Source organism: Micromonospora sp. NPDC002717, from assembly GCF_040295705.1.
Lineage (GTDB): Bacteria > Actinomycetota > Actinomycetes > Mycobacteriales > Micromonosporaceae > Micromonospora.
In genome coordinates this window covers 1-13,046 of the sequence record NZ_JBEOVW010000015.1, presented here as the reverse complement: position 1 = coordinate 13,046, position 13,046 = coordinate 1, and the positions used below count along the sequence as shown (strand labels likewise).

Sequence of the window (13,046 nt, the reverse complement as noted above, 5' to 3'; positions counted from 1 at the left end):
GCCCCGGGCGGCCGGCGCCGGCCGCCCGGGGCCCGCGTCACTGCAGGTAGCGCTCGACCTCGGGCTTGGGGCGCAGCCCCTGGGCGTCCGGGTCGCCGTGGGTCTGCCGGGCGGCCCGCCGCCGGCGCAGCAGGTCCCAGCACTGGTCGAGGGACTCCTCCAGCTCGCGCAGCCGGTTGCGGGCGTCGTCGTCGGTGCCCGACTCGTTGGCCTGCGCGTCGGCGCGCAGCCGGTGCTCCTCGTCGACCAGCTCGGAGATCCGGTTCAGGATGGTCTTGTCGTCCATGCCCTGAGCCTGGCACAGGCGGTGCGGGCGCGCCCGGATTCCACCGCCGGCCGCCCCCCGCCGCGCCGGCCGCTGCGGTAGGTTGCCCAGCCATGGTCCCTACCGTCCGGGCCGCCGGGGGGCGCGACGCGACGCCGGTGGCCGGCCTGCTCCGCACCGCCGAGCCCCACCTGGTCGTCACGCCCGCGTTGCTCGCCTGGCAGGCGACCGGCAAGCCGGCGGAGCGCTTCGGGATGCTGGTCGCCGAGACGGGCGACGGGATCGCCGGCGTCGCCCGGACGGGGCTGCTGCACGAGAGCGCCGAGCCCGGGCTCGGCTTCGTCAACCTGGTCGTGCGCCCCGAGCGGCGGGGGCGGGGCGTCGGGTCGGCGCTGCTCGCCGCCGCCGAGGAGCGGCTCGCCGGGCTCGGCGTGCGCCGGGCGTACGCGCGGGTGGCCGACGCGCCGGCGTCCCTCTCCTTCGCCGAGGGGCGCGGCTACCGGCCCGGCCGGCGCAACCTGATCCTGCGCCTGGACCTGGCGGCGACGTTGCCGACGCCGCCCGCGCCGCCGCCCCGGGTGCGGCTGACCACGGCCGCCGACCTGCCCGATCCGCGCCCGCTCTACGAGGCGGACCTGGCCGCCGCCGCCGACGAGCCGGGCGACGTGGGGATGGACGAGATCAGCTACGCCGACTGGCGGGCCGCGTACTGGGACCGGCCGGACCTCGACCGGGGCCTCACCACGGTGGCCGTGGCGGACGGGGCGGTGGTGGCGTTCAGCGTCGCGCTGACCGACGGCGGCGACCGCTACCTGTCGGGGATGACGGGTACCCGGGCCGAGTGGCGGGGCCGGGGTCTGGCCCGGCTGGTCAAGCACGTGTCGCTGCGGTCGGCCCGGTCGGCCGGCTACCGGCGGGCGTTCACCGTCAACGACGCCGGCAACGACGCCATGCGCGCGGTGAACGAGTGGTTCGGCTACCGCCCGGTGGCCGCCGAGTGGCGTTACCTGCGCTCGCTCCAGGAGTGACACCCGACACGAATTCCTTCATGGATCAGCATTCCCATGAGCAAAATTCTCGTACGGCTCTGGCGGGTCCGAACGGGTGATGGCATGCTCTCCGAATCGTGACGTAAGGCAGCCGTCCGGAGGACGGTCTGTCACAACGGAGCGTGACCGTGATCGGGGAGGAGCCGCAGGTGCAGGGGTGCCATGGCTGACCGGAGTGCCGACGGCCCGCACGGGCGGGCGGCGCGGACCGTGCCACTGTGGAGGATGCTGCCGGGCCTGCTGCGCGATCCGCTGCGCGAACTCGTCGCGCTGGCGGACGCGGCGCAGGGCGAGGTCGTCCGGCTCAACGTCGGGACGGTCCGCCCGTACCTGGTGACCGAGCCGGCCCACGTGCAGCACATCCTGCGCGACAACGAGGCCAACTACACCCGTGGCGGGCAGAGCATGCTCTGGCGGCCGGTGCGGCGGCTCACCGGGGAGGGCATCCTGTCCGACGGGCCGAAGTGGCAGGCCAGCCGAGCGCGGATGCAGCCGCACTTCACGGCCAAGCGCATCGACTCCCTGGTGGACACCATGAGCCGCGCGGTCAGCGAGGCCGTGGACGAGTTCGAGGAGCCGGCCCGTACCGGCCGGTGGCTGGACGCCGGCGCGGAGCTGGGGCGGGTCATCTGCCGGGCGATCAGCAGCGTCTTCTTCGCCGACCGGGTCAGCCTCGCCGACCAGCTGCGGATCGTCGCCGCCCAGGACACGGTCGTGACGGCGCTGCGGGCGCGGCTGCTGCTGCCCTTCGTGCCCGACGCCGTGCCGGTGCCGGGGGACCGCGCGCTGCGCCGCGCGATCGGCGTCGTCGACGACATCATGCTGCCGCTGGTGCGGGCCGAACTCGCCGACCCGCGCGACGGCGACGACCTGCTCGCGGCCCTGACCCGTGCCCGCGACGCCGACGGCCGCCCGCTCGACGAACGGCAGGTCCGCGACGACGTGGTGGCCTCGTTCGCCACCGCGACCGAGACCACCTACGCCGTGCTGACCTGGCTGTGGCCGATCCTGGACGCCAACCCCGGGATCGCCGAACGGCTCTACGCGGAGCTGGACGAGGTGGTGGGCGCCGACCGGGTGATCAGCCGGGAGCAGTTGGGCGCCCTCACCTACACCCGGTCGGTCGTGGACGAGCTGCTGCGGATGTATCCCGCCGGCTGGTTGCTGCCGCGTACGGCGTTGGCGGACGACGTCATCGGCGGCACCCGGATCCCCGCCGGCAGCATCGTCGTCGTCAGCTCCTACGTCACCCAGCGGCTCGCCCGGTACTGGGACCGTCCGGACACCTTCGACCCCGACCGGTTCCGCGCCGACCAGCCGCGCCGGAGCCACCGGTACGCGTACTTCCCGTTCGGTGGCGGCCCGCACCAGTGTCTCGGCATGTACCTGTTCAACCTGGAGGCTCCGCTGGTGGTGGCCACGATCCTCAGCCGCTACCGCTTCCGGTTGCGCGAGCCCGGGATGCCGCCCAGGCAGTTGGCGGCGGCCCTGCGTCCGGGCAAGCCGGTGGTCATGGCGCTGACCCCGGTCCGCGAACGGAGGCCGGCGTGATCCCGGCGACGACGCACGGCGGCAGCCGGATCGGGACGGAGCCGACCCACGGCGGCCGCCCCGGGACGGGACCAGCCGGTGGTGGGCGGGACGAGCTGCGTGACGCGCAGGAGCAGGGGCGCATCTGCGGCCTGGCGGTCCGCGGGCAACGGGACCTCCAGGCGTCCGCCGCCGCGCACCCGGAGCTGTTCCCCGCCGAACCGTTCGACACGATGCTGTTCGCCAACATCTCGCTGGCCATCGCGTTCGGCGCCCCGTGGTGCACGCCGGAGCAGCTGCGGGCCGCCAACCGGACCGTGCTGTGGGGCTTCGCCCTCGACTGGCTGATCGACCACCGGGCGCAGTCCCGGGACGAGGTCGACCGGCTCGTCGCGCGCTGCCGCTCGGTGGCCGCCGGCGAGCCGCCCGCCACCGACGACCACCTCGGCGCCTACCTGGCCGCGCTCCAGGACGAACTCGCGGCGGCCCCGGCCTTCGCCGTGCACCGTCCGCTGTGGCGGGACCGCCTGGACGCGACGGTGCGGGCGATGGCCCAGGAGTGGGCGTGGAAGGCGGCCTGGCGCTCCGGCGACCGGGCGGCCCTGCCGAGCCTCGACGCGTACCTCGCCAACGCCGACAACCACGCCTGCACGATCGTCAACGTCGCGCACTGGATCCACACCGGGGACGAGGCCACGCTCGCCCGGATGGACGACCTGGTCGCGGTCAGCGACGAGGTGCAGCGCGCCCTGCGTCTCGTCAACGACCTCGGCACGTACGAGCGGGACCTGCGCTGGGGCGACCTCAACGCCCTCCTGCTGGTCGAGGACCGCGCCGAGGTGGAGCAGCGGCTCGCCGCCCTGGTGGACGACTGCCGGCGGATGCTCGTCCCGCTCCGGTCGGCCTGCCCACGCGAGGCGGACTACCTGGCCCGGCAGGTCGGCTTCAGCAGCGGCTTCTACCAGCTGGCCGATTTCTGGGGGATGTCGTGACCGCCGCCCCGGTCGCCGTGGCGGGGGTCGGCGGGCCGGGGCTCGCCGGCGCCGGACGGGCGCTCGTGGCGGCGATGGCCACCAGCCCCGCCGGCACGGTCTCGCCCTCCGTGTACGAGACGGCGCGACTGGTCAGCGACGCGCCCTGGCTGCCGGGGCAGGCCGGGCGCCTGCGCTACCTGGTCGCCGCCCAGCGGGCCGACGGCGCCTGGGGGGCGCCGGGCGCGTACGGCCTGGTGCCGACCCTGAGCGCGGTGGAGGCGTTGCTGAGGTCCGTGCCCACCGTGGGGCGCGCCGACCGGCCGGAGGCGGCGCACCTGCCGTCGTCCGTGCTGGACCGCGGCGTCGGGGCGCTGCGGCGGCTGCTGGCCGCCGACGAACCGGTGCCGGACATGCCGGGCGTGGACCTGATCGTGCCCGCGCTGCTCGACCGGATCGACGCGCTGCTGCGCCCGGCCGGTGGCGCCGAGCCGTCGCGGTGGGCGCACGCGCTGCCGTTGCCGATGCCGCACGGCATGACACGGCACCGGTCTGAGGCGGTCGGTCGGCTGCTCGCCGGCGGCCGGCCCGTGCCGGAGAAGCTGTTGCACGCCTTCGAGGTGCTGGACGAGCGGACGCGGGTGCGGCTGCCCGTCCGGCCCGTCTCCGGCGCCGTGGGCGCCTCGCCCGCCGCCACCGCCGCCTGGCTGGGCGACCCCTCCCGCCCCGACGTTGACCGGGCGGTGCTGGGCTACCTGACGAACGCCGTCGGCCCGGGGGGCGGGCCCGTGCCGTGCACGACGCCCATCGCCGTGTTCGAGCGCTCGTGGGTGCTCAGCAGTTTCGCCCGGGTCGGCGCGGCCGTGGACGTCCCCGGCCGGATGGTCGCCGACCTGGCCGCCGCGGTCGGCCCGGCCGGCGCGGCGACCTCGCCCGGGCTGCCGACGGACGCCGACACCACCGCCGTCACCCTCTTCGCGTTGGCCCGCCTCGGCCGCCCGGTCGCCCCCGACAGCCTGCTCGGGTACGACACCGGGGCGCACTTCTGCACCTGGCAGGGCGAGGACGGCGCGTCGGTCACCACCAACGCGCACGTGCTGGAGGCGCTGGGCTGGCACGCCCGGCACTCACCGGGGCGACCGCACGCCGACGTGGCGCGCCGGGTGGCCGGCTGGCTGATCGACGGCCAGCTCCCCGACGGCCGGTGGACGGACCGCTGGCACGCCTCGCCGTACTACGCCACCTCGGCCGTTGCCGCCGCGCTGGCCGAGTACGCGCCCGAGGCTGCCGCCGCGGCGCTCGACCGGGCGGTCGACTGGGTGCGGGACACCCAGCGGGCCGACGGCTCGTGGGGGCTGTGGGGCGGCACCGCGGAGGAGACCGCGTACGCCCTGCAGGTGCTGCTCGGCGCCGGACGGCCGACGCCGCCCGGTCTCGGCGCCGCCGTGCGACGCGCGCTGGTCTTCCTCGACGACCACGACGGTGGCACCGGGCACGGGGTTCCACTGTGGCATGACAAGGATCTCTACCATCCGGTGCTGATCGTGCGGGCCGCCGTGCTGGCGGCGCGGCACCTGGCGCGGCTGGGCGGCCACATAGGACGCTGATCGCCTGGGCCGCGGTCCACCGCGCAGCGTCATGATCAGCACTGCTTGAGCGATCGTCCTGACACTGCTACCGTGCGCCGGGTCGGTCGAAGCGACATGCGCTACCACCGATCGGATGAATCAGGCTCCCCGCCAGGGATGGTTTCAAATGGGTTCCCGCAGCTCGAATCTGCGCCGGAAAGTCGTGGCTATGTTGGCCTCGCTCGTTGCGCTGTGGGCTTTCGCCGCCTGGGTGACCCTGCGGGAGGGCGTCACCCTCCTCTGGGTGCAGACGCTCGACAGCCAGGTCGCCCAGCCGGGTGAGCCGCTCGTGCTGGAGCTGCAGGCGGAGCGCCGGGCCTCCGCGGCGTACCTGGGCGGGGCAGGCGAGGCCGAGCGGGCCCAGCTCGACGCGCAGTGGCAGCGGACCCAGGCCGTCGTCGACGACTTCCGCGAGTCCGTCAGCGGCTGGCGGGTGGACCTGGCGGCGAGCGACGACAGCAAGCGGCAGATCGACGCGGTAGTCGCCGGGCTGGACCGGCTGGGCAGCGTGCGCGAGTCGATCCGCAGCCGCCAGGTGGACCGGGCCGCCGCCGCCGAGGCGTACACCGGGCTCATCGACTCGACGCTGCGGATGTACGGGTCGCTGGGCAACCTGGACGACGAGCAGTTCGCGCAGGAGACCCGGGCGCTGATCCAGCTCGTCCGGGTCCGGGAACTCATGTCCCAGGAGGACGCGCTGGTCACCGGGGCGCTCGCCGCCGGCCGGATGACCCCGGAGGAGTCCGCCGCCTTCGCCCGCACCGTCGGCGCCCAGCGCTTCCTGGACAGCCAGACCCGCTCCGACCTGGCCGGCGCCGACCTCACGCGGTACGAGGCGCTGCTCGGCAGCGAGGCGTACACCTCGTTCCGGGCCCTGGAGGACCGGGTGGTCCTCGCGGGACGGACCTCCGGCGCGCCGACCATCACGGCGGCCCAGTGGCGCGCGGCGGCGGACGTCGTGGTCGAGGAGCAGCAACGGTTCATCATCGAGGCCGGTGACGCGCTCGTGGACCGGTCCACGCCGATCGCCGCCGGTGTCATCATCCGGCTGGTGCTGGCCGCCGGCCTGGGCCTGCTCGCCGTCATCGCCTCCATCGCCATGTCGGTCACCACCGCCCGGGCCCTGGTGCGGCAGCTGGAGCGGCTGCGCGACGCGGCGTTCGGGCTGGCCAACGAGCGGCTGCCCGGCGTGGTCGAGCGGCTCGGCCACGGCGAGGAGGTCGACGTCGCCAAGGAGGCGCCCCCGCTGGAGTTCGGCGACGACGAGATCGGCCAGGTGGGCAAGGCGTTCAACGCCGTGCAGGAGACCGCCATCCGCACCGCCGTCGAGCAGGCCGAGCTGCGCCGCAACGTCCGGGACGTCTTCCTCAGCCTGGCCCGGCGCACCCAGGCGCTGGTGCACCGCCAGCTCACCCTGCTCGACGCGATGGAACGCCGCGAGCACGACGCCGAGGAGCTGGAGGACCTGTTCCGGGTCGACCACCTGGCCACCCGGATGCGGCGCAACGCGGAGAACCTGATCGTGCTCTCCGGCTCCACGCCGGGCCGGGCGTGGCGGCGCAACGTGCCGATGGTCGACGTGGTCCGGGGCGCGGTCGCCGAGGTCGAGGACTACACCCGGGTCAACGTGCTGCCCCTGGGCCCGGTCTCGCTGACCGGGCGGGCGGTCGGTGACGTCATCCACCTGCTCGCCGAGCTGATCGAGAACGGGCTGTCGTTCTCCCCGCCGCACACCACCGTCGAGGTGCGTGGGCAGATGGTGGCCAACGGCTTCGCCATCGAGATCGAGGACCGCGGCCTGGGCATGAGCGAGGAGGACCTGGCCGCCGCGAACCACCGGATCGTCGACCAGTCCGAGCTGAACCTGGCCAACGCCTCCCGCCTGGGGCTCTACGTGGTGAGCCGGCTGACCGAGCGGCACGGCGTGCGGGTGCAGCTCAAGGAGTCGGCGTACGGCGGCACCACCGCGGTCGTGCTGATCCCGGCCGAGCTGGTCACCGCCGACGACGCCGACCCGAGCACCTCCGGCGGCTTCCCGGCCGGGGTGCCGGCCACCACGCCGGTGCCGGGCGCGTCCGCCCCCGCCACCGAGCAGCCCACCACGGTGGCGCTGGCCGAGCCGCCGGCCGCGCCGAGGCCGCGGTCGGCCCCGGAGTCCGAGGCCCCTGCCGGGGACTCCGACGGGGGTGCCCTGCCCACCCGGTCGCGCGGTCGGAGCCTGTCGACCAACCCGACGGAGGAGCGCCTGCCCACCCGGGCGCGCGGCGCATCGATGCAGCCGGCCCTGGACGGCCCGACCTTCCCGACCGGCCTGCCGGTGGCCGCGGCCCGGCCTGCCGTGGCCGCTCCGCAGACGTTCGCGCCGACGGAGGACGGCCCTGCGGGGGCCGCCCCGGCGGAGACGGGCACCGGGACCCCGGCAGCCGCTGGCCCGGCGCGGGTGCCCTGCCCCGAGCAGGTGCGTACCGACTCCGGGCTGCCGGTCCGGGTCCGGCAGGCCAGCATCGTGCCGGAACTGCGCGACGAGCCCGCCGCGGGGGACGACGACCCGGACACGGTACGCCCGCCGGAGCAGGTACGCCGGATGATGAGCTCCTACCAGAGCGGCACCCGGCGCGGCCGTACGGACGCCGCCCGGCTGCTCGGCGGGGCCGGCGGCGGCCGGTCCGAGACAGGCGAGGGAGCCGGGGCCGGCGAGGGACCCGACGTCGGCGATCAGCAGACGACCTGACCGGCACCGCCCGCACTGCGGGGTGACCCCGCGGCGTGGCGGTCAGCCCAGACGAGCACGGCGACAACAGCCGGGGGAGAAGAGGACGACGAGTGGCGCAGAAGACGGCTTCGAGTGCCGACCTGACGTGGTTGCTGGATGATCTGGTCGGCCGGGTGAAGCAGGCCGACCACGCGGTCGCGCTCTCGACGGACGGCCTGTTGATGGCCGCCTCGCGAGGGCTCAGCCGGGACGACGGAGAGCACCTGGCGGCGATGGCGGCCGGCATCCAGAGCCTGGCCCGGGGCGCGGGCAAACGCTTCGGCGGCGGGCAGGTGCAGCAGACCATCATCGAGATGCAGTCGTCGTTCCTGTTCGTCACGGCGGCCGGACGCAACGCCTGCCTGGCCGTCCTCGCCAGCGAGGACGCCGACGTCGGGCTGATCGCCTACGAGATGGCGATGCTGGTCACCCGCGTCGGCAAGTACGTCGCGTCGCCGTCGCGGACCGAGCAGCCGGCCGACGAGAAGTAACCGCGATGACGGTGCAGGGGGAGTCCGCCGAGCACCAGTGGGTCGACGACCACGCCGGCCCGGTGGTGCGCCCCTACGCGGTGACCCGTGGCCGGGCCCGGCCGGTCACCGGCACGTTCGACCTGATCTCGCTGGTGACGGCGACCCGCGCGGACGTGACCCCGGAGATCGGACTGGGTCCGGAGCACCTGGCGATCGTCGGGCTCTGCCAGCGGATCCAGTCCGTCGCCGAGATCGCCGCCCACATGGACCTGCCGGTGGGCACCATCCGGGTCCTGCTCGGCGATCTGGTGGCCCGCAGCCTGGTGCAGGTGCGCGAGCCGCGCACCACAGCCGGCCTTCCCGACAACAGCGTTTTCGAGGCGGTAATCAATGGACTACGGGCACTCTGAGCGGCCGGCGGGAGCGCCGCCACTGCCCACCGCGATCAAGATCCTTGTCGCGGGTGGTTTCGGCGTGGGCAAGACCACCATGGTCGGCGCGGTCAGCGAGACGCGTCCCCTGCGCACGGAGGAGGTGCTGACCGAGAGCGGGGTCGGCATCGACGACCTCTCCGGGGTGGAGAGCAAGAAGACCACCACGGTGGCGATGGACTTCGGTCGCATCACCATCAGCGACGACCTGGTGCTCTACCTCTTCGGCACCCCGGGGCAGGACCGCTTCTGGTTCGTCTGGGACGAGCTGGCGCTCGGCGCGATCGGCGCGGTGGTGCTGGCGGACACCCGACGACTGGCGGACTGCTTCCCCTCCATCGACTACTTCGAGGGGCGCGGCACGCCGTTCGTGGTGGCGGTGAACTGCTTCGAGGGCGCCCGGCAGTACCAGCTCGACGAGGTGCAGTCGGCGCTGAACCTCGACCCGGGGGTGCCGGTGCTGCTCTGCGACGCCCGGCAGCGGGAGTCGAGCAAGGAGGTGCTCATCACGCTGCTGGAGCACGCCATGAAGACCCGGGACGCTCGCCGCCGGTCCGAGTGACCCCACCGCGGGGTCGGCGCGCGGGCAGGTGAGCCGCGACGCCGCCCCGCCCGGAGAGCGCCGAGCCGGTACGCGACAGGGCCCCTCCCGCGAGCGCGGGAGGGGCCCTGTTCGATGGTGCGTCAGCTGGCGATCATGCGGCGCAGCACGTACTGCAGAATGCCGCCGTGCCGGTAGTAGTCCGCCTCACCCGGCGTGTCGATCCGGACCACCGCGTCGAACTCGACGCCGGTGTCGGTGCTGACCTTGACCGTGCGCGGGGTCTCCCCGTCGTTCAGCGCGGTCACCCCGGTGATGGTGAACGTCTCCGTGCCGGCGAGGCCCAGCGACCCGGCGGTCTCGCCGGCCGGGAACTGCAGCGGGAGCACGCCCATGCCGATCAGGTTGGAGCGGTGGATCCGCTCGTACGACTCGGCGATGACCGCCCTGACGCCGAGCAGCATGGTGCCCTTGGCCGCCCAGTCCCGCGACGACCCGGAGCCGTACTCCTTGCCGGCCAGGACGACCAGCGGGACGCCCGCCTCCTGGTAGGCCACGGAGGCGTCGTAGATCGAGGTCTGCTCGCCGGTCAGGTGGTTGACCGTGAAGCCGCCCTCGACACCCGGGACCAGCTGGTTGCGCAGGCGGATGTTGGCGAAGGTGCCCCGGATCATGACCTCGTGGTTGCCCCGGCGGGAGCCGTACGAGTTGAACTCGTGCCGCGGCACGCCGTGCTCGGCGAGGTACTTCCCGGCGGGGGAGTCGGCCTTGATGGAACCGGCCGGGGAGATGTGGTCGGTGGTCACCGAGTCGCCCAGCTTGGCCAGCACCCGGGCGCCGGTGATGTCGACGACCGCCTTCGGCTCCCGCTCCATGCCCTCGAAGTACGGGGGCTTGCGGACGTAGGTCGAGTCGCCGGCCCAGGCGAAGGTGTCGCCGGTCGGGGTGGGCAGCGACTGCCAGCGCTCGTCGCCGGCGAAGACGTCCGCGTACGCCGCGCTGAAGCCGGTGGCGCCGATCGCCGAGGCGATGACGTCCTGGATCTCGGCGGTGTTCGGCCAGATGTCGCGCAGGAACACCGGGTTGCCCTGGCTGTCCTCGCCGATCGGCTCGTTGGCCAGGTCGATGTCCATCGTGCCGGCCAGCGCGTACGCGACCACCAGCGGCGGGGACGCCAGGTAGTTCATCTTGACGTCCGGGTTGATCCGGCCCTCGAAGTTCCGGTTGCCTGACAGCACCGAGACGACCGCCAGGTCGGCCTCGTTGACGGCGGCGGAGATCTCCTCCGGCAGCGGGCCGGAGTTGCCGATGCAGGTGGTGCAGCCGTAGCCGACCAGGTGGAAGCCGAGCTTCTCCAGGTAGGGCGTGAGGCCGGCCCGCTCGTAGTAGTCCATGACGACCTTGGAGCCCGGCGCCAGGGTGGTCTTCACCCACGGCTTGCGGGTCAGGCCCTTCTCCACCGCGTTGCGGGCCAGCAGCGCCGCACCGATCATGACCTGCGGGTTGGAGGTGTTGGTGCAGGAGGTGATCGCGGCGATCACCACGGCGCCGTGGTCCAGCTCGAACTCGGTGCCGTCGTCGCCGGTGACCCGGATCGGGTTGCTGGCCCGCCCGCCGGCGCCGACCGCGGCCGTCTCCAGGTCGCGCGGGGCGTCGGCCGGGTCGCTGACGCCGTTGGCGGGGGAGTCGCTGGCCGGGAAGGACTCGGCGCTGGCCTCGTCGGCGTGGCCCACGACTCCGAACGGCTTCTCCTGCTGCGGTACGCCAGCGGCGCGGCCCCGGTCGCCACCGGTCTCGTCGGCGGCCACGTAGTCGGTCAGCGCCGAGCGGAACAGCGTCTTGGCGCTGCCCAGCGGCACCCGGTCCTGCGGGCGCTTCGGGCCGGCCAGCGACGGCTCGATGGTGCTCAGGTCGAGCTCCAGGCGCTCCGAGTACTCCGGCTCGGCGTCCGGGTCGTGCCAGAGGCCCTGCTCCTTGGCGTACGCCTCGACCAGTGCGACCTGCTGCGGGTCGCGGCCGGTCAGCTCCAGGTAGCGGACGGTCTCGCCGTCGATCGGGAAGATCGCCACGGTGGAGCCGTACTCCGGCGACATGTTGCCGATGGTGGCCCGGTTGGCCAGCGGCACGGCGCTCACGCCCGGGCCGTAGAACTCGACGAACTTGCCGACCACGCCGTGCTTGCGCAGCATCTCGGTGATGGTGAGCACCAGGTCGGTGGCGGTGGTGCCGGCCGGCATCTCGCCGGAGAGCTTGAAGCCCACCACGCGCGGGATCAGCATGCTGACCGGCTGGCCGAGCATGGCGGCCTCGGCCTCGATGCCGCCGACGCCCCAGCCGAGCACGCCCAGGCCGTTGACCATCGTGGTGTGCGAGTCGGTGCCGACCACGGTGTCCGGGTACGCCTGGCCGTTGCGCTCCATGATCGTGCGGGCCAGGTACTCGATGTTGACCTGGTGCACGATGCCGGTGCCCGGCGGGACGACCTTGAACTCGTTGAACGCGGTCTGGCCCCAGCGCAGGAACTGGTAGCGCTCCTTGTTGCGCTCGTACTCGAGCTCGACGTTGCGCTGGAAGGCGTCCTCGCGGCCGAACAGGTCGGCGATGACCGAGTGGTCGATGACCAGTTCGGCCGGGGCGAGCGGGTTGACCTTGGTGGCGTCGCCGCCGAGGTCGCGGACGGCCTCGCGCATGGTGGCCAGGTCGACCACGCAGGGCACGCCGGTGAAGTCCTGCATGAGTACCCGCGCCGGGGTGAACTGGATCTCCACGCTCGGGTCGGCGGTGGGGTCCCAGCCGCCGAGCTGCCGGATGTGGTCGGCGGTGATGTTCGCGCCGTCCTCGGTCCGGAGCAGGTTCTCCAGCAGGATCTTCAGGCTGTAGGGGAGCCGTTCGTGCCCCTCCACCTTGCTGATCTTGAAAATCTCGTAGCTCGCGTCTCCGACGCGTAGCTGGGTCTTCGCACCGAAGGTGTCGAGGCTCGCCACGTCGTACTCCTTCACACCAGCGACCGTGAGTAGTCCTGAGCAGTCTGTCGCACCGGCCGGGGTGCCGCCGTGGTTAGGGGACACTTACCGCCGATTCTCGTCGTCAACAAAACCGTACGTCCGTCTTGCTAGCTGCGCAACCTCGTGCCATCGTTCGGGACGAGGAGGTGCCACCATGATCCATCACGTCCAGCTCGCCGGCCCACGCGGCTCCGAGGACGCGTCCCGTGCCTTCTACGTGGGGGTCGTCGGCATGACGGAGAAGCCCAAGCCCCCGGCGCTGGCGGCCCGTGGTGGCTGCTGGTTCACCGGGGACTGCCCGCTGCGGGCATGACGAAAGGGCCGGCCCCGTTCGGGGCCGGCCCTTGTCGTTGGTGGTGTGTGGATCAGGCGGCGTAGCCGCGGGTGGCGATCCAGTCGGC

10 protein-coding genes and 1 pseudogene are annotated in these 13,046 nt (G+C 73.6%); 9 read left to right on the top strand and 2 right to left on the bottom strand.

All coding sequences use genetic code 11. The features are described 5' to 3' along the window. Positions 1 to 37 precede the first annotated feature (37 nt). A complete protein-coding gene (locus ABT006_RS21965; protein ID WP_350709085.1) occupies positions 38 to 286 on the bottom strand; it encodes a DUF2630 family protein in 249 nt (82 codons plus the stop codon). A gap of 92 nt (positions 287 to 378) precedes the next feature. Here ABT006_RS21965 and ABT006_RS21960 point away from each other — a divergent pair, with 92 nt between their 5' ends. The 8 genes from ABT006_RS21960 (at position 379) to ABT006_RS21925 (ending at position 9,661) form a co-directional block, all read left to right on the top strand. Beyond that, positions 379 to 1,293, top strand: a complete 915-nt coding sequence (locus ABT006_RS21960; RefSeq protein WP_350709083.1) for a GNAT family N-acetyltransferase — start codon at positions 379 to 381, stop codon at positions 1,291 to 1,293. Positions 1,294 to 1,524: 231 nt separating this feature from the next. Beyond that, on the top strand, positions 1,525 to 2,865 hold the full coding sequence (locus ABT006_RS21955) for a cytochrome P450 (protein ID WP_350709368.1): 1,341 nt from the start codon (positions 1,525 to 1,527) through the stop codon (positions 2,863 to 2,865). A 95-nt stretch (positions 2,866 to 2,960) separates the two neighbouring features. After that, positions 2,961 to 3,836, top strand: coding sequence for a terpene synthase family protein (locus tag ABT006_RS21950; protein ID WP_350709366.1), 876 nt, complete (start codon positions 2,961 to 2,963; stop codon positions 3,834 to 3,836). Next, entirely contained in the window at positions 3,833 to 5,422 is a 1,590-nt protein-coding gene (locus ABT006_RS21945; protein ID WP_350709081.1) for a prenyltransferase, read from the top strand. The genes ABT006_RS21950 and ABT006_RS21945 overlap by 4 nt, the downstream gene beginning before the upstream one ends. A 190-nt stretch (positions 5,423 to 5,612) precedes the next feature. After that, complete coding sequence (locus ABT006_RS21940; RefSeq protein ID WP_502891015.1) at positions 5,613 to 8,174, top strand: sensor histidine kinase; 2,562 nt, start codon at positions 5,613 to 5,615, stop codon at positions 8,172 to 8,174. Positions 8,175 to 8,266: 92 nt separating this feature from the next. Then, on the top strand, positions 8,267 to 8,686 hold the full coding sequence (locus ABT006_RS21935) for a roadblock/LC7 domain-containing protein (protein ID WP_350686945.1): 420 nt from the start codon (positions 8,267 to 8,269) through the stop codon (positions 8,684 to 8,686). Positions 8,687 to 8,691: 5 nt separating this feature from the next. Next, entirely contained in the window at positions 8,692 to 9,078 is a 387-nt protein-coding gene (locus tag ABT006_RS21930; protein ID WP_350709077.1) for a DUF742 domain-containing protein, read from the top strand. After that, positions 9,059 to 9,661 carry a GTP-binding protein gene (locus ABT006_RS21925; protein WP_350709075.1) on the top strand — a complete coding sequence of 201 codons (603 nt, stop codon included), beginning with the start codon at positions 9,059 to 9,061 and terminating at the stop codon, positions 9,659 to 9,661. Before ABT006_RS21930 ends, ABT006_RS21925 begins: the two co-directional genes overlap by 20 nt. Before the next feature lie 122 nt (positions 9,662 to 9,783). Here the strand turns inward: ABT006_RS21925 and ABT006_RS21920 are convergent, their stop codons facing one another. Next, positions 9,784 to 12,639 carry an aconitate hydratase gene (locus tag ABT006_RS21920; RefSeq protein WP_350709073.1) on the bottom strand — a complete coding sequence of 952 codons (2,856 nt, stop codon included), beginning with the start codon at positions 12,637 to 12,639 and terminating at the stop codon, positions 9,784 to 9,786. 160 nt (positions 12,640 to 12,799) lie between these two features. Here ABT006_RS21920 and ABT006_RS21915 point away from each other — a divergent pair. Then, positions 12,800 to 12,937 (top strand): annotated as a pseudogene (locus ABT006_RS21915) (glyoxalase); the annotation flags it as partial. Positions 12,938 to 13,046 lie beyond the last annotated feature (109 nt).

What these genes read in the sequence shown, in the direction of transcription:
- ABT006_RS21965 (WP_350709085.1), bottom strand. Translation starts at nt 286, where the DNA reads ATGGACGACAAGACCATCCTGAACCGGATCTCCGAGCTGGTCGACGAG.
- ABT006_RS21960 (WP_350709083.1), top strand. Translation starts at nt 379, where the DNA reads ATGGTCCCTACCGTCCGGGCCGCCGGGGGGCGCGACGCGACGCCGGTG.
- ABT006_RS21940 (WP_502891015.1), top strand. Translation starts at nt 5,613, where the DNA reads ATGTTGGCCTCGCTCGTTGCGCTGTGGGCTTTCGCCGCCTGGGTGACC.
- ABT006_RS21930 (WP_350709077.1), top strand. Translation starts at nt 8,692, where the DNA reads ATGACGGTGCAGGGGGAGTCCGCCGAGCACCAGTGGGTCGACGACCAC.
- ABT006_RS21925 (WP_350709075.1), top strand. Translation starts at nt 9,059, where the DNA reads ATGGACTACGGGCACTCTGAGCGGCCGGCGGGAGCGCCGCCACTGCCC.